The 19,115-nt window shown below is 47.7% G+C and carries 22 protein-coding genes and 1 pseudogene; 6 read left to right on the top strand and 17 right to left on the bottom strand.

What is annotated here, in order from left to right; genetic code table 11:
• The first annotated feature begins 85 nt into the window (after window positions 1–85).
• Window positions 86–304: a hypothetical protein gene (locus tag ACWJJS_RS06735; RefSeq protein WP_454023431.1), complete on the top strand. Its 219-nt coding sequence runs from the start codon at window positions 86–88 to the stop codon at window positions 302–304.
• Between the two features lie 29 nt (window positions 305–333).
• Here the strand turns inward: ACWJJS_RS06735 and ACWJJS_RS06730 are convergent, their stop codons facing one another.
• The 4 genes from ACWJJS_RS06730 to ACWJJS_RS06715 form a co-directional block, all read right to left on the bottom strand.
• Window positions 334–525 carry a ComZ family protein gene (locus ACWJJS_RS06730; protein WP_003155061.1) on the bottom strand — a complete coding sequence of 64 codons (192 nt, stop codon included), beginning with the start codon at window positions 523–525 and terminating at the stop codon, window positions 334–336.
• A gap of 12 nt (window positions 526–537) precedes the next feature.
• Complete coding sequence (locus ACWJJS_RS06725) at window positions 538–1,491, bottom strand: BMP family ABC transporter substrate-binding protein (protein WP_070081621.1); 954 nt, start codon at window positions 1,489–1,491, stop codon at window positions 538–540.
• Between the two features lie 89 nt (window positions 1,492–1,580).
• The gene (locus ACWJJS_RS06720; protein ID WP_454023430.1) at window positions 1,581–2,147 is read right to left on the bottom strand and encodes a hypothetical protein; all 567 of its coding nucleotides are present in this window, start codon (window positions 2,145–2,147) and stop codon (window positions 1,581–1,583) included.
• Between the two features lie 82 nt (window positions 2,148–2,229).
• Window positions 2,230–2,964, bottom strand: a complete 735-nt coding sequence (locus ACWJJS_RS06715) for a lipase family protein (protein ID WP_070081619.1) — start codon at window positions 2,962–2,964, stop codon at window positions 2,230–2,232.
• A gap of 260 nt (window positions 2,965–3,224) precedes the next feature.
• Here ACWJJS_RS06715 and ACWJJS_RS06710 point away from each other — a divergent pair, with 260 nt between their 5' ends.
• Window positions 3,225–3,410 (top strand): YjzD family protein, encoded by a 186-nt coding sequence (locus tag ACWJJS_RS06710; RefSeq protein WP_032874447.1) that lies wholly within the window; start codon window positions 3,225–3,227, stop codon window positions 3,408–3,410.
• 36 nt (window positions 3,411–3,446) lie between these two features.
• Here ACWJJS_RS06710 and ACWJJS_RS06705 read toward each other — a convergent pair whose 3' ends face one another.
• From ACWJJS_RS06705 to ACWJJS_RS06660, 10 genes are all read right to left on the bottom strand, one after another.
• Window positions 3,447–3,626, bottom strand: a complete 180-nt coding sequence (locus tag ACWJJS_RS06705; RefSeq protein ID WP_003155070.1) for a YjzC family protein — start codon at window positions 3,624–3,626, stop codon at window positions 3,447–3,449.
• A 75-nt stretch (window positions 3,627–3,701) separates the two neighbouring features.
• The gene (gene argF, locus ACWJJS_RS06700; RefSeq protein ID WP_063174200.1) at window positions 3,702–4,673 is read right to left on the bottom strand and encodes an ornithine carbamoyltransferase; all 972 of its coding nucleotides are present in this window, start codon (window positions 4,671–4,673) and stop codon (window positions 3,702–3,704) included.
• Window positions 4,661–7,756, bottom strand: coding sequence for a carbamoyl phosphate synthase large subunit (locus tag ACWJJS_RS06695; RefSeq protein ID WP_454023429.1), 3,096 nt, complete (start codon window positions 7,754–7,756; stop codon window positions 4,661–4,663). Before ACWJJS_RS06695 ends, argF begins: the two co-directional genes overlap by 13 nt.
• Window positions 7,749–8,807, bottom strand: a complete 1,059-nt coding sequence (locus tag ACWJJS_RS06690; RefSeq protein ID WP_156735205.1) for a carbamoyl phosphate synthase small subunit — start codon at window positions 8,805–8,807, stop codon at window positions 7,749–7,751. Before ACWJJS_RS06690 ends, ACWJJS_RS06695 begins: the two co-directional genes overlap by 8 nt.
• Before the next feature lie 68 nt (window positions 8,808–8,875).
• Window positions 8,876–10,033: an acetylornithine transaminase gene (locus ACWJJS_RS06685; protein WP_070081616.1), complete on the bottom strand. Its 1,158-nt coding sequence runs from the start codon at window positions 10,031–10,033 to the stop codon at window positions 8,876–8,878.
• Window positions 10,030–10,806 carry an acetylglutamate kinase gene (gene argB / locus ACWJJS_RS06680; protein WP_454023428.1) on the bottom strand — a complete coding sequence of 259 codons (777 nt, stop codon included), beginning with the start codon at window positions 10,804–10,806 and terminating at the stop codon, window positions 10,030–10,032. The genes ACWJJS_RS06685 and argB overlap by 4 nt, the downstream gene beginning before the upstream one ends.
• Window positions 10,807–10,820: 14 nt before the next feature.
• Complete coding sequence (gene argJ, locus ACWJJS_RS06675; protein ID WP_232213419.1) at window positions 10,821–12,038, bottom strand: bifunctional ornithine acetyltransferase/N-acetylglutamate synthase; 1,218 nt, start codon at window positions 12,036–12,038, stop codon at window positions 10,821–10,823.
• A gap of 22 nt (window positions 12,039–12,060) precedes the next feature.
• On the bottom strand, window positions 12,061–13,098 hold the full coding sequence (gene argC, locus ACWJJS_RS06670) for an N-acetyl-gamma-glutamyl-phosphate reductase (protein ID WP_265210068.1): 1,038 nt from the start codon (window positions 13,096–13,098) through the stop codon (window positions 12,061–12,063).
• 166 nt (window positions 13,099–13,264) lie between these two features.
• A complete protein-coding gene (locus tag ACWJJS_RS06665) occupies window positions 13,265–13,807 on the bottom strand; it encodes an MFS transporter (RefSeq protein WP_176283246.1) in 543 nt (180 codons plus the stop codon).
• Complete coding sequence (locus ACWJJS_RS06660; protein WP_454023427.1) at window positions 13,804–15,240, bottom strand: FAD-binding oxidoreductase; 1,437 nt, start codon at window positions 15,238–15,240, stop codon at window positions 13,804–13,806. The genes ACWJJS_RS06665 and ACWJJS_RS06660 overlap by 4 nt, the downstream gene beginning before the upstream one ends.
• Before the next feature lie 341 nt (window positions 15,241–15,581).
• On the opposite strand from ACWJJS_RS06660, the pseudogene fosB reads away from it, so the two are divergent.
• Window positions 15,582–16,003 (top strand): annotated as a pseudogene (gene fosB / locus ACWJJS_RS06655) (metallothiol transferase FosB).
• Window positions 16,004–16,110: 107 nt separating this feature from the next.
• Here the strand turns inward: fosB and ACWJJS_RS06650 are convergent.
• Complete coding sequence (locus ACWJJS_RS06650; protein WP_003155088.1) at window positions 16,111–16,419, bottom strand: metal-sulfur cluster assembly factor; 309 nt, start codon at window positions 16,417–16,419, stop codon at window positions 16,111–16,113.
• A gap of 62 nt (window positions 16,420–16,481) precedes the next feature.
• Entirely contained in the window at window positions 16,482–17,249 is a 768-nt protein-coding gene (locus ACWJJS_RS06645) for a prolyl oligopeptidase family serine peptidase (protein ID WP_077722046.1), read from the bottom strand.
• A gap of 120 nt (window positions 17,250–17,369) precedes the next feature.
• Here ACWJJS_RS06645 and ACWJJS_RS06640 point away from each other — a divergent pair, with 120 nt between their 5' ends.
• The 3 genes from ACWJJS_RS06640 to ACWJJS_RS06630 all read left to right on the top strand — a co-directional run bounded on the left by ACWJJS_RS06640 (window position 17,370) and on the right by ACWJJS_RS06630 (window position 18,614).
• The gene (locus ACWJJS_RS06640) at window positions 17,370–18,182 is read left to right on the top strand and encodes a Cof-type HAD-IIB family hydrolase (RefSeq protein WP_039252027.1); all 813 of its coding nucleotides are present in this window, start codon (window positions 17,370–17,372) and stop codon (window positions 18,180–18,182) included.
• Window positions 18,183–18,267: 85 nt separating this feature from the next.
• Window positions 18,268–18,417, top strand: a complete 150-nt coding sequence (locus tag ACWJJS_RS06635; RefSeq protein ID WP_003155094.1) for a hypothetical protein — start codon at window positions 18,268–18,270, stop codon at window positions 18,415–18,417.
• A complete protein-coding gene (locus ACWJJS_RS06630; RefSeq protein WP_353574859.1) occupies window positions 18,417–18,614 on the top strand; it encodes a DUF3813 domain-containing protein in 198 nt (65 codons plus the stop codon). The genes ACWJJS_RS06635 and ACWJJS_RS06630 overlap by 1 nt, the downstream gene beginning before the upstream one ends.
• 37 nt (window positions 18,615–18,651) lie before the next feature.
• Here the strand turns inward: ACWJJS_RS06630 and ACWJJS_RS06625 are convergent, their stop codons facing one another.
• Window positions 18,652–19,113, bottom strand: coding sequence for a BsuPI-related putative proteinase inhibitor (locus ACWJJS_RS06625; RefSeq protein ID WP_003155099.1), 462 nt, complete (start codon window positions 19,111–19,113; stop codon window positions 18,652–18,654).
• Window positions 19,114–19,115: the final 2 nt, after the last annotated feature.

Below are 19,115 nucleotides of genomic sequence, written 5' to 3'. Positions count from 1 at the left end.
TTTTTTTTCTGTTGGCAATATATTCGTCTAAACTATCGGACGCTGCTCCTCATAGAATAAAAGGAAGACGAAAGGAGGCTTCACTATGGATATTTTCTCCAAAATGATGTTCGGCGATTCCAGAGACCGGGATAAAGAGCCGGAAGAAAACCCGGAGCAGCCTCAGGCTGAAAACAAAGAAGAGATCGATTACAACCACGTGTTGAATCAGCTGGGGTCCATCATGAACTCCCTGGATCAATTAAAGCCCGTATTTAAAGACTTTGCGCCGATGGTGTCCGCCATAAAGAAAAAAATCATGTGAAAAGCCACTTCATGAAAAAGTGGCTCTCTTTATTTATTCAGCTCCCCGGCATCAGATCTGCCAAGCTCATACGCTTCCGCCATGACCGATGTAAACAGGTCCATAAACGGCTGAATCATTTCCATAGACAGATCTATGCCGGATTTCTCAAGCTCCGCCTTTGCTTCCGGCAGGTATTTCATCGCGATCTGCATAAATTCAAGAGACTTTTCATGCTGCATGTGTATCCACCTCTATTCATTTGACGGCAGTTCATTTGTTTGGTTATACGTTTTTACAAGGTCTGAGATTTTGTCTTGAAACGCTTTGTCCACCAGCGGGCTGAACGTCCCCATTTCAACGACTCCTTCCCTGAAATCAAAGTCGTGATCTCCGCTCTTGAGCGTACCTTTATTATATTGCTCGGCAATTAATGTATAGGCTTTATCTACGTTTTGCACCGTGCTTGTCAGCACCGTGTTTTTGCCGAGATTCGATTGCTCGGCGACATAGCCGATGGCGTAAAGCCCGTCTTTTTTGATTTGCTGAATGACAGGAACATTATACCCGTCTCCGGCCGGATATACAACATCCGTGCCTTCCGCTTTTAACTTCTCGTAAAGATGCAGCGCTTCATTGCCGTTATCCCAGTGGTCCGTAAATTCAGTATTGACGGTGATATCAGGCTTTTCATATTTCGCCCCTTTGATAAAGCCGTCTACTTCAGGCTGCCACAGAAAGGAGGCGATGACACCTACCTCATTGGTTTTTGACATATGGGCGGCCGTCATTCCCCCGAAAAAGCCCATTGCTTCTCCCATAAGGTGAACGCTTGTGACATTATCGCTTTTCGCCGTTCCGTTTGCGACGACGAATTCCATGTCGGGATAATCCTTGCTGATCATATTGAAGATTTCCTCGTATTCATTTCCGTGCCCGTATAAAAGATTGACTCCTTTTTTATGAAAATCATCTATCGCTTTTAAAATATCTTCATCGGATCTGATATTTTCTTTATAATAAACGTCAACGTTAAATTCAGATTGTATCGCTAATAAACCTTTGTAACCTTTTGTGCCCCATACCAAGTCACTGATGGTATCGGGAAAAAGCATTCCGACCTTCTCAATTTTTCCTTTAAACGGAGTTTGTGCGCATCCGCTCAATAAAAGGAGGACAGAAAAGATCATGACAAGCCTGGTGATCAAGCCATGTTCAACCCCTTTTCAAACTCATAACATATATAATTGATATACGTTTATTGTAGCGGTAATGCACATAACATGGAAGGTATTTCTTAAAAAATGTCGAATATTGATGAAAATTGTCTTTTCCATTCTTTAATTTTTTCTTCCGCTTCTGTTTTTTGCGTTTTTTCTTTTATTTCCAGGGTAATAATCTGATTTTCGTCTTCTGTGCCGTCAGCCTCCAGCTTATTCATCAGCCCGCAGACCGCGTCTTCTAAAAAGATCCTGCTTTCGCCATCTTCTTTTTCTTCCGTCCACGGACCGTAAAGGGGAGGAAGGATAATCGCTTTTGCCGTATCCCGCTGACCGTTTTTTTCCCAGTCTCCTTGATCCTCACTGTAAACAATCCAATATAAAGGCTCAGCCCTTTCTTCGGGCAGACACCCGCTCCCGTATTGAACGCAGATAAGATCGTATTCCTTTTCACCTATTTCACCTATTATTTGAAAAAGCCCGTTTCTCGCGAGCCACATTAAACGTTCTTCTAAATACAGCTGCCTCGTTTTATCCTCCGGTTCTGCCAAAATGACATCAACGTGCACACCCTCATCCATCAACCGTTCGCAAAATGAAAGGCCGAGAAATTCATCTGCTCCAATGATCAGCGCTGTTTTCATCACATCTGCCGCCTTTCCGGTTTTTCATTCACACACAAGCCAAACAGCCCTCTGAAAAGAGATGGCTGTTGTATTCTATTCATTACAGGTCTTTTTCATGACTGCGGAAAAACCGGCAGATGGCTCTGTAAATACGAGCAGGGTTCTCAAGCAGGTGATACGTGATATCAGTCTTGCTTCCGGTCTTTTCCCGGGCTTCTTTATACGCGTTCGCATGCAGGGTGTACGGGTACGGCGCTCCGGTCGTTCTTTGCCATATATGTACCGGCACGCGGGTGCGGCAGCCGGTAATGGTCTGATAGCTCAGTGAGCTTGCCTCTTTTTCAGAAACACCGAAGCTTTGTGCCGTTTCCCTCAGAAACTGCTTATAAAAAAACTTATTTTCTTTCTCTGATTCAAAATGGGCTTGAAGATCAAGACAAGGATCTAACATTGCGGCTGAACGGATATGCTCCGGTGAAGACTGCAGCAATTGATCGGCGATGAGGGCGCCCATGCCTTCTGCGAGCAAATGTATTTTCGGATTGAGGGTTTCTTGTTTCAGCACATAATGAATCAGCTGTCTGGCGTAAAGGGCGGCTTTTTCCGAACCCCAATGCCGTCCGTATAAATTGCTGTTGAAAATGGTGTACCCTCTGTCAAGCAGCGTATTTAACAGCCGGTTTCTCCCTTCATGTTCGAGCCAAAAGCTTGAGTCCCGGCTGACAAAGTGGGTTCTGTCCCCCAGAATAAAGACACAGAAGCCGTTCGGCCGATACGGCAGATGGATGACGTTCAGCTCAGATCCGAATTGGAAAAATCTTTCCGTTATCCCCATGCCTGCCCGCCTCCTTTTACTCCTAATCTCTCTATTGGCTATCATATGTAAGAAGAATGAAAACGGATCGGATAAACTCCTATTTGCTGCTATGTTTTGGCTATTATCCCAAGCACGGGAACCGAATTTTCCGTCAGACGGCCGGACAGGCGGGCACATGTCAGTTTCAGGCGCGCTTTTTGATGAGAAAATGACCTTCCGCCCGCGCTTTATGTATGGTATGATACAACGTAGAATAAAATGAAGGACGAGGTGGAAACGTGCGGTTAGTTATCGGTTTTATTTGGACGTTCCTTTTAACACATATGGCCTGTTATTTGATCGCCTCCATGAACAGCGCGGCGTACAATTTCAAGCAATCATCCGTTATTGCCGTGGTTATTGCGGTGCTAGTCTTTGTTCTTGCGGAGATCATGCCTGTCAAACAGGATGCAAACCAGCATTAAATAAAAAAACCTGCTATTCAGCAGGTTTTTTTGTGTTCACGGTTTTCGCTGGTACGTCCACAATCTGTTGTGGTTTGAAGTTTCAGGGAACATTTCTCCCACCGTAAGCTTGATTTTTTGCGGGTTTTTGACCATGCTTCCCGTTTCGCCGATTTCAACGTACACACCGTTATTCGGCGCTTTTTGTCCCGGGCGGAATTGATGCTGCTGTCCCACGTCATTTCCTCCTTTTTCTTTTTTATGTAGTATGCGCTTGTATGCGGAGAAATATCAAAAACCGCTGAATGAGATTCAGCGGTTTTTTTGTTCATCCTGTTTGTATAGAAGAGCTTTCAGGAGCGCTTTTTGCGCGTGAAGCCGGTTTTCCGCCTGCTGGAATACCGCAGAGTTCGGACCGTCGATAATCTCGGACGTGACCTCTTCTTCCCGATGCGCCGGCAGGCAATGCAAAAATGTATAATCGGGTTTGGCGAGACTGACGAGTGAGGCGTTGACTTGATACGGTGCAAACACATTCAGCCGCTGCTGCGTCTCTTCCTCCTGCCCCATGCTCGTGAAGACGTCAGAGTAAATCACGTCTGCATCCCGCACCGCTTCCTGCGGATTTTCGGTAAGGGTGATTTTCGCTCCGGAAACAGCCGCCGCTTCTCTCGCGGCATTCACCGCCTCTTCCTCTGCTTCATAGCCTTTCGGCGAAGCAACCGCAATGTCACAGCCCATTTTTGCGCAGCCGATCATAAGTGAATGCGCGACATTATTTCCGTCACCGATATAGGCGACTTTTACTCCTTTTAATTTTCCTTTTATTTCTTGTATCGTTAACAGATCCGCGAGTGCCTGGCACGGGTGATACCGGTCGGTCAGCCCGTTTATGACGGGAATGTCTGCATGCTCAGCAAGCTCTTCGACTTTTTCATGCTCAAAGGTGCGGATCATAATGGCATCAACGAAGCCTGACAGCACCTTCGCCGTATCCGCGACCGTCTCCCCCCGCCCAAGCTGCAGGTCGCTGCTTGAAAGAAATAGTCCCGTTCCTCCGAGCTGGGCCATTCCCGCTTCAAAAGACACACGTGTGCGGGTTGAAGATTTTTCAAAAATCATCGCCAATGTTTTCCCTTGGAAAATCGGCTGTATCGGATGTTGTTTTAATAATGAAGCTTCTGTCAGAAGCGCATTGATGTCTGACGGGCTGACATCTTTTAATGAAAGAAAATCTTTGCCGTACAAATGGGTTAATGTGTGTTCCGCTTTTATTGTGTGCATGATGCCACTTCCTTTTGATAAAGATCTTTGAGCGATACAGGCTGAGGTTTGCCGGAGCCGCTTGCTAAAAATGCCTTTACGGTTTCCGGTTCAGTAAAGACCGTCACACCGTGCGTCATGGCTTCGATCCGTTGTTTACGCGCTTCTTCAGAGTGATTGAAATTAATATGGACCGCTTTATCCTTTCGCTCTGCCCATGCCGGGAATGCATCTTTGCATACGGTAAATCCCGCCTCTTGAGCCTGACGTTCCAATTCCGCATCACAGCCTTCCAGATAGATGCTGCCTTTTTTCTCCCAGACGTGCGCGTAGATTTTTTTCAGAGCGCTTTCTGCGTCAAACGCGACACACATGCCTTCTCCGGTCGACTTCATTTCCGGCCCGGGCTTTACGTCCACATCCTGAATGGCGTGAGAAGAAAAAACCGGGAATTTCACTGCCGTTCCGTGCTGATTTTGAACCTCGGGCTTGATGTCTTTAAGGGAAGCGCCGGCCAGCAATCTGGCGGCAAGCGGGATCATCGGCACCCCCATCACCTTAGACACGACAGGAACCGTGCGGCTTGCCCGGGGATTCACTTCAAGAACGAGAATATCCCCTTTGTCATCAATGACAAACTGAATGTTCATAATGCCTTTAAAAGCCAGTTTTACCGCGATTTTTTCGGCGGCCTCTTTTATATTCCGCTGCATATCAGGTGTGACAGACGGACCCGGAAGAATCGCAAAACTGTCGCCCGAATGGACGCCGGCCCGTTCAATGTGCTCTGTGTAAGTCGGCACGAATACTTCATGTCCGTCGGAAATCAGATCGATCTCCAATTCTTTTCCTGTAATGTACTGATCGATCAAAATCGGGTACGGCATGCCCGCTTCTTTTTCCAGGAGCTCTGACATTTGCGCTTCTGAATGAACGATGATCATGCCCATGCCCCCGATGACATAAGACGGACGGATCAGCACGGGGTAGCCGATTCGGCTTGCTTTTTCCGTTGCTTCTTCTTTTGAATAAGCCGTTTCGCCTTTGGCATGTTTGAGGTCAAGATCATCAAGCAGCTGATAAAACAGATCCCGATCCTCCAGCGCATCAAGGGTTTCAAAGGATGTTCCGAGCAGCGGAATGCCCGCTTTTTCCAGCGGTTCAGCGGCATTGATCGCGGTCTGTCCCCCAAACTGGACGATGGCAAAATCAATGTTTTCATGTTCCGCCACGTTTAAAATATGTTCTGTCGTCAGCGGTTCAAAGTAAAGCCGGTCGGCGATTTCATAATCCGTGCTTACTGTTTCCGGATTGTTATTGATCATAATCGTTTCATATCCCAGCTTTTGCAGGGTCAGGACGCCGTGGACGGCGCTGTAATCAAATTCCACTCCCTGACCGATGCGGATCGGGCCTGAGCCGATGATGAGAGCGCGTTTTTTCTCTTTTCGGCTGACATCTCCGTCGCTTTCCCCAAGGTAGGTGGAGTAGAAATAATTCGTCTTGGCATCAAATTCAGCGGCGCATGTATCTACGATTTTAAACGACGGGACGATGCCTGATTTCTTTCTGAGAGCACGGATGTCTTCTTCCGTTTTTCCCGTGAGAGATGCGATCATGACATCCGTGAAGCCTTTTACCTTCGCCTGCTTTAAAAGCGGGACAGACAGATGATCCCCTTCTTCCATCAGCTTGTTTTCCAATGTGATGATATTTCGGAATACATGGAGAAAAAACGGGTCAATTTTCGTTTTGGCATGGATATCTTCTATCGTTTCACCGCGGCTTAACAGTTCCATGACGACGAAAAATCTCCGGTCATCCGGCGTTACCGCTAATTCCCACAGCTGATTGATCGTACAGCCGCCGAGTTCAGGCAGGCGGGTGCCGATCGTTTTCAGTTCAAGGGAGGCCGCCGCTTTTTGAATGGCCGCTTCCATATTTCTTTCGATCGCCATGACCTCTCCCGTCGCTTTCATCTTCGTTCCGAGCGTGCGGTCGGCATGTTTAAATTTATCAAACGGCCAGCGCGGGAATTTGACGATGACATAATCAAGCGCCGGTTCAAAGCTTGCATAAGTAGAGCCCGTCAGCGGATTTTTCAGTTCGTCGAGCGTATAGCCGACGGCAAGTTTCGCCGCCATTTTGGCAATCGGGTAGCCGGTTGCTTTTGACGCGAGGGCCGATGAACGGCTGACACGCGGGTTCACTTCAATGACATAGTACTGTTTGCTGAACGGATCCAGCGCAAATTGAATGTTGCAGCCGCCGACCACATCCAGCGCCGAAATTATCGCCAGGCTTGCGGAACGCAGCATCTGATATTCTTCATCCGTTAACGTCTGGGACGGTGCGACGACGATAGAGTCTCCTGTATGCACGCCGACGGGATCGATGTTTTCCATATTGCAGACGGTGATGCATGTATGATTGCTGTCGCGCATGACCTCATATTCGATTTCTTTAAATCCGGCAATGCTTTTTTCGACGAGGCATTGGCTGATCGGGCTTGCTAACAGCGCCTGTTTAATAAGCATCTGAAACGCTTCTTTCGTTTTCGCGATTCCGCCTCCCTTTCCGCCTAACGTGTACGCCGGTCTCAGAATAACCGGAAATCCGATAGACTCAGCGAAGCGGAGGGCGTCTTCTTCGTTATCGACGATTTCGCTTTCCGGAACGGGCTGGTCGAGCTCTTTCATCAGAGCGCGGAACTGCTCCCGGTCTTCGCCTTTTTGAATGGTTTCCACCGATGTTCCTAAGAGCTTGACGTGATGCTTCTTCAGCACGCCTGCTTCTTCAAGCTTAACGGCTAAATTCAATGCCGTCTGGCCGCCCAAATTGGCAAGCAGACCGTCGGGTTTTTCTTTTTCAATAATGGCCTCGATGCTGTCGGTTGTGAGCGGTTCAAAATATATTTCATCGGCAAACGCCTCATCCGTCATAATCGTTGCCGGGTTGTTATTGACTAGAATAACGCGGTATCCTTCTTCTTTCAGAGCCATGCAGCCCTGCGTTCCTGAATAATCAAATTCTGCCGCCTGGCCGATGATGATGGGGCCGGAGCCGATGACTAATATGCTGGAAATGGTTGTATCTTTAGGCATGAGCGATTTCTCTCCTTGCTGGTATCACTTTCTCTAGAAATTCATCAAATATCCACTCGCTCTCAGCCGGTCCGGGGTGAGCTTCAGGGTGGAACTGGACGCTTAATACGGGAAGGCGCTTATGAATGAGCCCTTCCACTGATGTATCATTGACATGATGAAATCTGATCGATAGTTCGTTTTCGTCAATTGACGCTTCATCGACGACATAGCTGTGGTTCTGGCTTGTCATAAACACCCGTTTCGTTTTCCGGTCAATGACGGGATGGTTGGCACCCCTGTGGCCGAACGGCAGCTTATACGTATTTCCTCCGAAAGCCAGGGCAATCAGCTGATGCCCGAGGCAAATGCCGAGTGCGGGGAAATCACTGAGTAAAGATGTAATCCGGTTCATGTACGGCGCAATCGCTTTCGGGTCGCCCGGGCCGTTTGAGAGCACGATTCCGTCAGGCTGAATGTCATAAACGGCATCCATCTGCTGATACGGAATGACCGTTACTTTACAGCCGCGCTTTACAAGTGACGAGGCGATTGATTTTTTATAACCGAAATCAATCAGCGCAATATGCCGGTCTCCGTTCCCCATTGAAGTGATGTCTTCAGACTGCGCCAGCTCCGCCGGGTTTTGTGTTCCGGATGCTGCGGGAATTTCTCCTGTTGTTGACACGGCAGCGTTCATCGTGCCGCCGGAGCGGATGGTTTTGACGACGGCCCGTGTATCCACTTCGGTTAAGAGCGGGACGTTCCATTTATTTAAATACTCTCTCAAGCTTGAGACTGCTTCATGGTGAGAAAAATGTTCACACGCTTCATAGACGGCAACAGCCTTGACTTGAGGAATTTTACTTTCAAGGTCTTTTTCATTAATTCCGTAGTTTCCGATCAGCGGATACGTAAAGACGATAATCTGCCCCTTATATGACGGGTCTGTAAGCACTTCCTGATAGCCCGTCATTCCGGTGAAAAAAACAGCTTCGCCAACACAGCGGGCCTCTTTTTCAAGTTCACCGCCGAATGATGTTCCGTCTTCCAATACTAAATAGCCTTTCATCTAAAGCCCACCTCTTGATGAATAATTAATTAAAAAAATGAATTTTTATACTTTTATATTGAAAAAAATTACCGTTTCACTGCCGAATGCGCTTCGATCGCTGCTTTCAGCATACTGACGGCCGACAGCATTTCTTCTTCAGAAACCGTAAGCGGCGGGAGCAGCCTGATGACATTCGGTCCGGCCGGAAGCACGAGAAGCCCGCGTTCCTGCAGATCTCCGATGATGCCGGACACGGGACCTGCGCATTCAATGCCGATTAATAACCCTTTTCCGCGGATTTCTTTTACAAAAGGCCCTGTCAGTTCACGGTTCAGCTGCGCTTTTAAAAAAGAGCCTTTGTCTGCCGCCGCCTGGAGAAAGTCCGGCTGAAACACAATGTCCAAAGTTGCTTTCACAGCTGCCATGGCGAGCTTATTGCCGCCGAAAGTCGTACCATGCGTACCCGGCGTAAAGGCGTCGCCAAGCTTCTTTTTGCCGATCACGGCTCCGACGGGAAAACCGTTTCCAAGCCCTTTCGCAGCAGTGATAATGTCCGGGGAAATGCCGAAATGCTCATAGCCGAATGCCTTGCCCGTCCGGCCGATTCCGGTTTGAATCTCGTCTGCGATAAGCAGCGCCTGTTTGTCTTTGCAAAATGTCTGTAAGGCTTCGATGAATTCCCGATCGGCGGGATTGACTCCCCCTTCTCCCTGCACCGTCTCAAGCATGACGGCGGCGATATCATCCTCTTTTGAAAGCGTGCTGAATGCCGACGGATCATTGAACGGAAGATAGTGAAAGCCTTGAAGCATCGGTCCGAAACCGGTCTTGATTTTGTCTTGTCCGGTGGCGGCCATCCCCGCATAGGTCCGTCCGTGAAAGGATTGATGGAATGTTACGATTTTTGTTTTTCCCGTTGCTTTACGGGCAAGCTTAATGGCGCCTTCATTCGCTTCGGCTCCGCTGTTGCAGAAGAAAACGAGATCCCCCTCGCTATGTCCGGCAAGCTTTGCCGCGGCTTTTTCCTGAAGATCATTTTCAAACAGATTGGAAACGTGCCATACGCTGTCAAGCTGTTCTTTCACCGCTTCTGTCACCGCATCATGACAATGGCCGAGATTGGAAACGGCGATGCCCTGAATAAAATCGAGATACGTTTTTCCGTTTTCATCCTCTGCGATTGTCCCTTTCGCTTTTTTAATATCGATAGGCCAGCGGCTGTAGGTTTGAAATAGGCTGCTCATGACACGCTCTCCTTTTCTTTGACGATTTTTGTTCCTCGGAAGACTTGATTGGTGAAAAACGCTCCTTTTCCGTTTACGATCATCACTTCCGCGACATCTTCACTCAGTGCCGATAATGCCGAGTTTACCTTCGGAATCATCCCTCCTGAAATCACGCCGTCATCGATGAGGGCCTGAATCTCTTGCGGCGTCAAAGTATCCAGCCTGTTCTCTCCGTCCATAATTCCTTCGACATCCGTGACAAATAAAAGTTTATCGGCGTGTAAGGCTGAAGCGACGGCCGATGCCGCGGCGTCTGCATTGACGTTCAGCGTTTCGAAATCACTTGTCATGGAAAGCGGAGCGATAACGGGAATGATGGCTTCTTTCATTAATGCGTGAATGATTGACGGATCGGTTTTTTGTATTTCGCCGACTTCTCCGTATTTGTCTTGATTAAGGTAAGATGCTTGAAGGAGACCGCCGTCCTTTCCTGATATTCCCGCGGCTTTCAGCCCGTTTTTCGCGAGTTCGGTTACGAAAAATTTATTGATCGTCCCTGACAAGACCATTTCCGCTGTTTCCAGCACCGGTTTGGTCGTTTTCCGCTGTCCATCGACAAATTCCGTTTCAATCTGCAATGTTTTCAGCATTCTTGAAATGTCCGGGCCGCCTCCATGCACGACGGCAAGGTTCCAGCCCGATTGCATAAGCTCTTTTACATTTTGAAAAAAATCGGCGGATAACTCGCGGATTACACTGCCGCCGCACTTAAAAACGATGGTTTTCTTCATGCCGCTCCCCTTTGCTATGTGCGATAGCTCGCATTGATTTTGATATAATCATAGGTTAAGTCACAGCCCCATGCCCGGCCGCTGCCGGAGCCTTCCTGCAGGCGGACTGCAATCGTAATTTCATCACCTGATAAGTACTCCTTGGCATCAGTTTCCGAAAACGGCTGAGGTTCGTTGTGTTTAAACAGACACTGACCGCCGAGGAAAACTTCCACTTGTTCGGCCGTTACACTTGCCGCACTGTGCCCGATGGCGCCGATGATACGCCCCCAGTTGGCGTCAGTGCCGTAAACGGCGGTCTTCACAAGGCTTGAGCCGACGATTTTTTTGGCGATAATATTCGCCTCAAGGTTATTTTTCGCGCCTTCGACTCTGGCTTCAATTAATTTCGTCGCTCCTTCACCGTCTCTGGCAATATCTTTGGCAAGGTCTTCGCATACAAGCTTTAACCCCTTTTTAAATGCCGGCCAGTCAGGGTGCTGCTCCGTCAGGCAATCATTCCCCGCGCAGCCGTTCGCCATCACAAGCACCATGTCATTCGTCGATGTTTCTCCGTCAACGGTGATTTGGTTAAATGAAACATCCGTAATCTCTCTGAGCGCGTTTTTGAGCGCCTGTTCTTCCACGGCCGCGTCCGTTGTGACAAAGCCGAGCATTGTCGCCATGTTGGGGTGGATCATGCCGGAGCCTTTCGCCGCTCCGCCGATCGTGATGATGTCTCCGCCGATCACCAGTTCATAACACGTCTGTTTCGTCACTGTATCCGTCGTCAAAATGGCTTCTTCAAATGCTCCGGACACTGACGGCGCTTGACCGAGCTGTTCAATGCCCGCCTGAATTTTTTTCATGTCTAAAAGCTCGCCGATCACCCCGGTTGACGAAACCGCAACAAGCTCCGGCTCAATGCCGAGCTGGCTCGCGAAGCCGTCCCGCATTTCATAGGCGTCCTTTAATCCTTGGTCTCCCGTACAGGCATTGGCAATCGCGCTGTTGACGATAACCGCCTGAAGCACGGCCTCTTTTTTTAAGCTCTCTTGCGTCACTTTCAAGGGCGCTGCCTGAAAATGGCTCTGCGTATATACCGCCGCACTGACTGCAGGCGCTTCGCTGATAATCGCTCCGAGATCTTTTTTTGAATAGCGCAGACCGCAGTGGACGCCCTTTGCCTCAAACCCTTTCGGCGAGGATACGCCGCCTTTTATTTTCGTGATTTCCTCACTCAGCTGAATCATATTTTCGAATCCCTCTTTCGTTCTATGGATAGACTGGCGTCATCGTAAGTCCCGTTTCTTCCTGCCAGCCATTCATGATATTTAAATTTTGAACCGCCTGCCCTGCGGCGCCTTTCATCAGATTATCTATGACAGAAACGATGGTGGCACGGTTTGTTCTCTCATCCACGGTGACACTGATATCACAAAAATTGCTGCCGTATACCTCTTTCGTCGCCGGAAATTCACCTTCCGGCCTGATTCTGACAAAATATGAATCTTTGTAGAATTCGGAATACAATTCTCTTACCTGTGCAGCAGACATACCCGGAGGGGCCTCCGTGTACATCGTCGCCATAATGCCCCTTGTCATCGGCGCCAAATGAGCGGAAAACGTGATCGGGCCTGTGCCGGGCTGCCATGCCGCCAATTGCTGTTCAATTTCCGGAGTATGCTGATGCTCATTAACCTTATAAATTTTGAAATTATCATTCAGCTCAGAATAATGAGTGCCCATGGATGCTTTTCGGCCGGCACCGGATACGCCTGTTTTCGCATCAACAATCAGAAATGAATCTTGTAAAAGCTTATTTTTCGCCAGCGGGGCGAGCCCGAGCAGCACAGCCGTCGGAAAACATCCCGGATTGGCAATCAGCTTAGCAGTCTGAATCTCTTCTTTTTGCAGTTCGGCTAAACCGTAAACCGCGCTTTGAAGCGTTCCTTTCGGCGCGGCCTTCCGCTTATACCACTTTTCATACACGGCCGGGTTTTGAATCCGCAGATCACCGGATAGATCAATGACCGGGATGCCCGCCTCCGCCAGCTTGGGCGACCACTCTCCGGAAACGCCGGGCGGCGCGGCTATAAACATGACATCAATTTCGTTTCGAATCGTTTCTATATGAAGCGGCTGAAGTGATTGTGACGCTATATTCCTCAAATGCGGATATGAAGCGGCATATTCTTTCCCTTCGTCGCTCGATGAATATAATATACAATCTTCTGTATAAGGGTGATGGTTAAGAATCCTGACAAGTTCGGCGCCTCCATAACCAGTCGCGCCTATAATACCTATTTTCAACGGGTTCACCTTCTTGGTTTTTGTGAAATTATTTAACATTATAACATGAATAAAAATTAATTCAATTGTATATTTAATATTTTTTCATTCATTTTCCATCGGTTTTCGCTGACAAAAAACCCCCTCTCGATCGAGGGGGTTTCATAAGAAAAACAGGCTGATCGGATCAGTCTGTTTTTTTCAGCATCATCAGCCCGCTTATAAAAAACTGCACGGAGCTGGCGTAAAAAATAATATAAACCGTAAAGAAATCAGCGAGAAACCCGCCGAGAATAATGGCGGCAGCGGAAAATACGGCCGTCCAGAAATGATAGCTGCCGACTTTTTTCCCCCGCTCCCCGCCGTCGGTGTAATCGGCGATCATGATTTTCTCGCCGTGTTTTTGCATGGCGCCGAAGAGGCCCAAAAGCACCTGCACAACATAAACCTGGTGCACGCCGGTAATATGCGGGAGCGTCAGAAGAAGCACCGCCATCCCCCACGAATTCGCCATCAGGAACCAGCGGGGATCCAGTCTTGCCGACAGCCGGCCGAGCAGCGGATGAATCAATGCGCCGCTCAGGCCGAACAAGCCGTATGAGAGACCGAATTGCGTGTAGCTGGAACCGATGTTTTTAATAAATAAAATATAAAACGGAAAGATCAGGCTGCCGGCAAAAAAGACACTGCTCTGAGACAGGATCAGCCATTTTAAATGGTTGTGTTTCATGATTTGTACCTCTGATAAAAATAATTCATAAACAAGTCATCGGGATCATATTTGTGTTTTTTCTGAAAGAACATATCGCTTTTCGGATATGCCTCGCGCATCTGCTCTTTCGTTTGATACAGCATATACGGCAGATAATAACTGCCGCGGTGGCACAATGCCGTATCCGTCATTTTTCTGACAATCCGCGCTGTACTCGCCTGGCTGTCTTTTGAAAACCCTTCATTGATTAAAAGAACGAGTGAAAACATGTCTTCCTTTGCGTATGACAGATCGGCTTTTTCATTTTTTTGCACGTAGCGGATCGTAATATTTACGAGATTGAGCTCTTCATGTGACAGCGTCTTGCGTAAATCATGAATGTACGGCGCAAATTCGCCGACGGGCACGAAGTATTCTTGAAGCACGTCGGTGTTGTCCGTGTTTTCATATTCCAAAAACTTCGATTCTGACCGCATGACATTGTTCCTGGAGACTTTCACGCCGTTTTGGCTGAGAAAATAAGACTGCTGGGTGGACCAGAACCAATTTCTTCCCCAGTCATACCGGCGGGAGAGGCCGAGCGCGAATTTCGTCAGCGCCGGATGCTCATCTTCTTTCAGTTCATTGTGCCGCTTTAATTCTTTCTGGTTGTCTGAGAGTGTGTAATCAGTCACATACATATCGTGTAAAAAGCCTTTATCCCCTGTTGCGATCCGCGCGAGATGCATGCGCACGGCGGGGTTGCGCTGAACATGCTGCGTAAAATATTGACTGTATGTATCAGCGTTCATGCGTTTCGTTTTCATTTCATAAAGCTCATCATCCGTCAGCTCAATATCCGCGTCAAGGATGACCCCGAACAGGCCGTAGCCGCCGATGACGGCTGAAAACAGGTCATCTTTCGGAGTAACGGTGATGACTTTGCCGTCCGCCTTTAAAAGATGAAACGATTTGACCGTATCAATCAGCGAACCGTACCGGATATCCCGGCCGTGGGCGTTGGCGCTCAGTGAGCCCCCGATCGTAAAAATGTTTTGCGATTGCATGACTTTTACCGCGAGCCCGTACGGATTGACATAGCGCTGAATATCATTCCACGTCGCTCCCGCCTGCACTCTGATGATTTTTTTCTTTCGGTCGAGACCGAGTATTTTGTTGTAGCCCGTCATGTCGAGAACGATACCGTCTTCATAATACGTCTGGCCGCCCATTGAGTGCTGGGCGCCTGCGATTGAGATCTTCAGATGCTTTCTCTTTGCTTCCTTAATCGTTTCGACCAATGTTTCTTTCTCTTTTCCTTTGACCGTCTGCTTAATTTTCACGGGCATGAGACGGCTGACATCCGTCATTGTCCCTGCCTGCCGCTCCGGCTCTTTGTGAAAGGCGGAAACAGCGAACAGCGCCGTATAAACAAGAATGCTAAGGATAATGAGAAGTAATTTTTTCTTCATGGGTTCCTCCCTCGCATGCAGCCGGTCTATTATATCATGCCTCCGTCCGTTTTTTTCCTTTTTAACCCGATACCGCAAAAACCCCCGAATGGCGGGAAACTTGGTTTTTTTAGTGACTTGCCCTTCTTTCCGCACGCCGGTCTGCAGCGACAAAGCAGACAAAACGGGCCCCGGCAGAATCATGTTTAGTACAGTTCAAAACGGTCATCCGGAAAACACCGGGCATAAAAAATACACAGAAATCCCTAAAAATGATTTTTAGTCAGTATATAATCGATATATATACAGATGTATTACCAAAGGGATTGTTTAAAACAAAGATGTTAAATGAGGTGGGAAAAATGAACATAAAAGGGATCAATCATCTTCTTTTTTCTGTTTCAGATTTGGAAAAATCAATAGAATTTTATGAGAAAGTATTTCATGCACAACTTCTGGTTAAAGGACAAAAGACAGCATATTTTGATCTGAACGGGCTTTGGCTTGCACTTAACTTAGAGGCGGATATACCAAGAAATGAAATACATAAATCCTATACGCATACAGCCTTTACAATTGACCCAAAAGATTTTGATGCAATACATCAAAGGTTAAAAATCTAAATGTAAATATATTAAATGGGCGTCCTAGGGATAAGCAAGATCAAAAGTCAATTTATTTTACTGATCCCGATGGACATAAATTTGAATTCCACACAGGTACACTCCAAGACAGACTGTCCTATTACAAAAAAGATAAACCTCATATGAAATTTTATATATGAGGGTTTGTTTGCAATCCAAAACAAGCCCTCACTGTCGCTTATATGCAGACAAAAGAAAAGCACCTCGGATTTTAGGATGTACCTAAAATCCGAGGTGCATTTTCTTATTACTGAATCCCTAATGCGATTTTTGCGTAGCGTGACATTTTGTCTCTTGTCCACGGCGGATTCCAGACGATGTGGACTTCCGTCTCTTTTACATCCGGAATGTCGGCGAGCGCTTTTTTCACCTCGTCGACGATGATCGGAGCGAGCGGGCACCCCATTGATGTCAGTGTCATCGTAACGTGCGTCAGGCCGTCGTCATCCATATCAACGTCGTATACAAGGCCGAGATTGACGATATCGACGCCGAGCTCAGGGTCAACAACCTGCTCCAAGGCGCCCATGATGTTTTCTTTTAATGCTTCTTCCACGTTCCATCACTCCTTTTTCCTCAGTATAACGTAAAAGCGGGTTTTGTTAACACCTTTGTGCTTTATAAATGCTTATCGAACCAGGCGACGGTTTCTAAAACGGCATATCTCGGGACTTTATGATCAGCCCGTTCGTCTTTCAGAAACTGAAGATGGTCGGGCCGGCTGCTGTAATGAGGTTTAATCGTTTCATAAAAGCCGCGGGTCGGTGCATACGGAACGACTTTGTCTTGAACGCCGTGCCAGAACAGCAGCGGGCGGCTGCGGAGTTTTTCCGGTTCCAGACTGAGATCGAACGGTTTGAGCCGCGCAAACAGTTCATCGACCTGTTCTTTTGTGACGTCAATGTCGATGTCCTGCTTTTGAATGTGGTCAATCTGCTGCTGAAAAAATGCCGTATAGTTCGGGCTTCCCATCAGACTGACGCCGGCTTTGACCCAATCATACGCAGCCATCGCGCCGAATGTCGTAATTCCGCCCATTGACGTCCCCGCAAGACCGATCCGCCCGTCTTCAATCAGACCGCGCGCTTCAAAATCCTTTTTCAGCACGTCAAGCTCTTCGATTTCATTTAAGACAATGTCCCAAAAATGGACAGCGAGCTCTTCTGCTGACAGCCGTTCAGCGCGTTCACCGTGGTAAAGAGCTTCCGGCAGCACGGCTCTGAAACCCTTTTCAGCAAGCAGGTAAGCGAAATGAAGATTATGCTCCTTCGCGCTTGTAAAACCGTGAATAAAGAAAACAAGGGGAGCGGGACGGTCCCGATTTTCTTCTTTTACAATATGTAAAAACGGAATGCCTGATACGGTTTGATGATCAATAAGAATCACGTTGACTCCCTCCTTAGGATAACCATAATCATAAGTGTAACATGTAGACAATAAAGATGGTAAAAAGCTACACTGTACATAAGAGAAAAACAGCAAATTATATGACAAAAGGAGTTATTTATGGAGACAAAACCTTACCTCATCGCCTTAGATCTGGATGGAACCTTATTAAAAGATGATAAAACCATTTCCCCTGAAACGGCACGGACGATTCAGACGCTGAAAGAAGCGGGCCATCATGTCTGCATCTCAACCGGCCGCCCTTTCCGTTCCAGTTCGATGTATTATGACGAGCTTGGGCTGACAACGCCGATTGTCAATTTTAACGGAGCGTTTGTCCACCACCCGAAAGACGAGTCATGGGGACGCTACCACACGTCTTTATCTGTCGATGTGGTCAGACAGCTTGCCGAACTTACAGAGACCTACCAAATACATAATGTGCTCGCTGAGATCATTGATGATGTGTACTTCCATTATCATGATGAGCATTTAATTGAGGCGTTTCATATGAATACGGCGAATGTCACATTCGGCGATCTGCGCGAAACGGTCAAAGAGGATGTGACGTCCGTATTGATTCACGCGAAGGAAGAGGACGTCGCGGACATACGCGCGCATTTATCCGATGTGCACGCCGAGGTCATTGACCACAGAAGATGGGCGGCTCCTTGGCATGTGATTGAAATTATTAAACACGGGATGAATAAAGCGGTCGGCCTGAAGAAAATCAGCGACTATTACCAAGTGCCGAGAGAACGGATCATCGCGTTCGGCGACGAAGACAACGATCTTGAAATGCTCCGATTTGCCGGGTGCGGCGTAGCGATGGGAAACGGCACGGATGAAGTCAAACAGGCCGCCGATCGCGTCACGGGTTCAAATGAAGCGGACGGAATCGCCGAATTTTTAAAATCCTATTTCTCCCTGTGAGGTTTTCCCGCTCATAACACAAAGCCTTCCGCCCATACTAAAACAGACGACTCATCTCGTCTAAATATGGAAGGGGGACATTGCAATGGGTAAACGAAACAAATCAAAACGGTTTATTCAGCAAGGCAAGGACTCTGTCAGTCTTCATGACGCAAGATTTCCATATCGGTCTACATTAGAGGAAGCACAGCATGATGCAGCAAAAGATTCGGCTGAAAGGCAGGTTGACTTTTAATGAGAAACGAACTGTTTTCTCAAGCCAAGTCATTTGTCCAGCAGGCCATCATGATTGCTAACGGTTTCGAGGACGGCGACCAGGAAAAAGCTGTCTCACGCGCCAAAAATGCCGTGTCTTCCGCGTACGCCAATTCGACGGATGCAGAACGTCAGCAGCTGCACCAATTTCAGGATCAGCTGGAGAAATTGCAATAAAAAAAGGCGCCCCGTTTGAGATGAGGGCGCCGCTTTTTTATTTTACTTCAAATGTTTTTACCGTTTTCAGTCTTTTTCCGATCTGATCGGACTTCCCTAAAAACGTCACCGTCACCGTGTATGTTCCCGGACCGGGCACGTTCTTCCACACATCTGAAAAGTCATACGTTTCATTCGGCATTAAGGTCACGGTCTGAAACGCCTGAGTAAACATTTTGTCTTTTGAATAGCGGTACAGTTCTTTGTGATGTTGGTCATGTACGGTCAGTTCGAATTTCTGCCCTGAGCTGAATGTGAAATCGATCGGGCTTTCGCTTTTGTTTTTTAAAGACATTTGAAATTCGATCTGCTGATCCGTCTGCACAGGATTTACGGCTAATTCCGCTTGCTGTTCATTCATCTCTCCGGATACCTCCTCAGCGGGCTCCTTCTGCCCGGATTGACTGCTGCATCCGATCAATAAAATGACCGGCAATAACAGGCCAAACAGCCACTTCATTC

The organism is Bacillus sp. JK106 (assembly GCF_053663355.1).
Note: the sequence above shows the minus strand (reverse complement) of the source record. Positions and strands in the feature narration are given on the sequence as shown.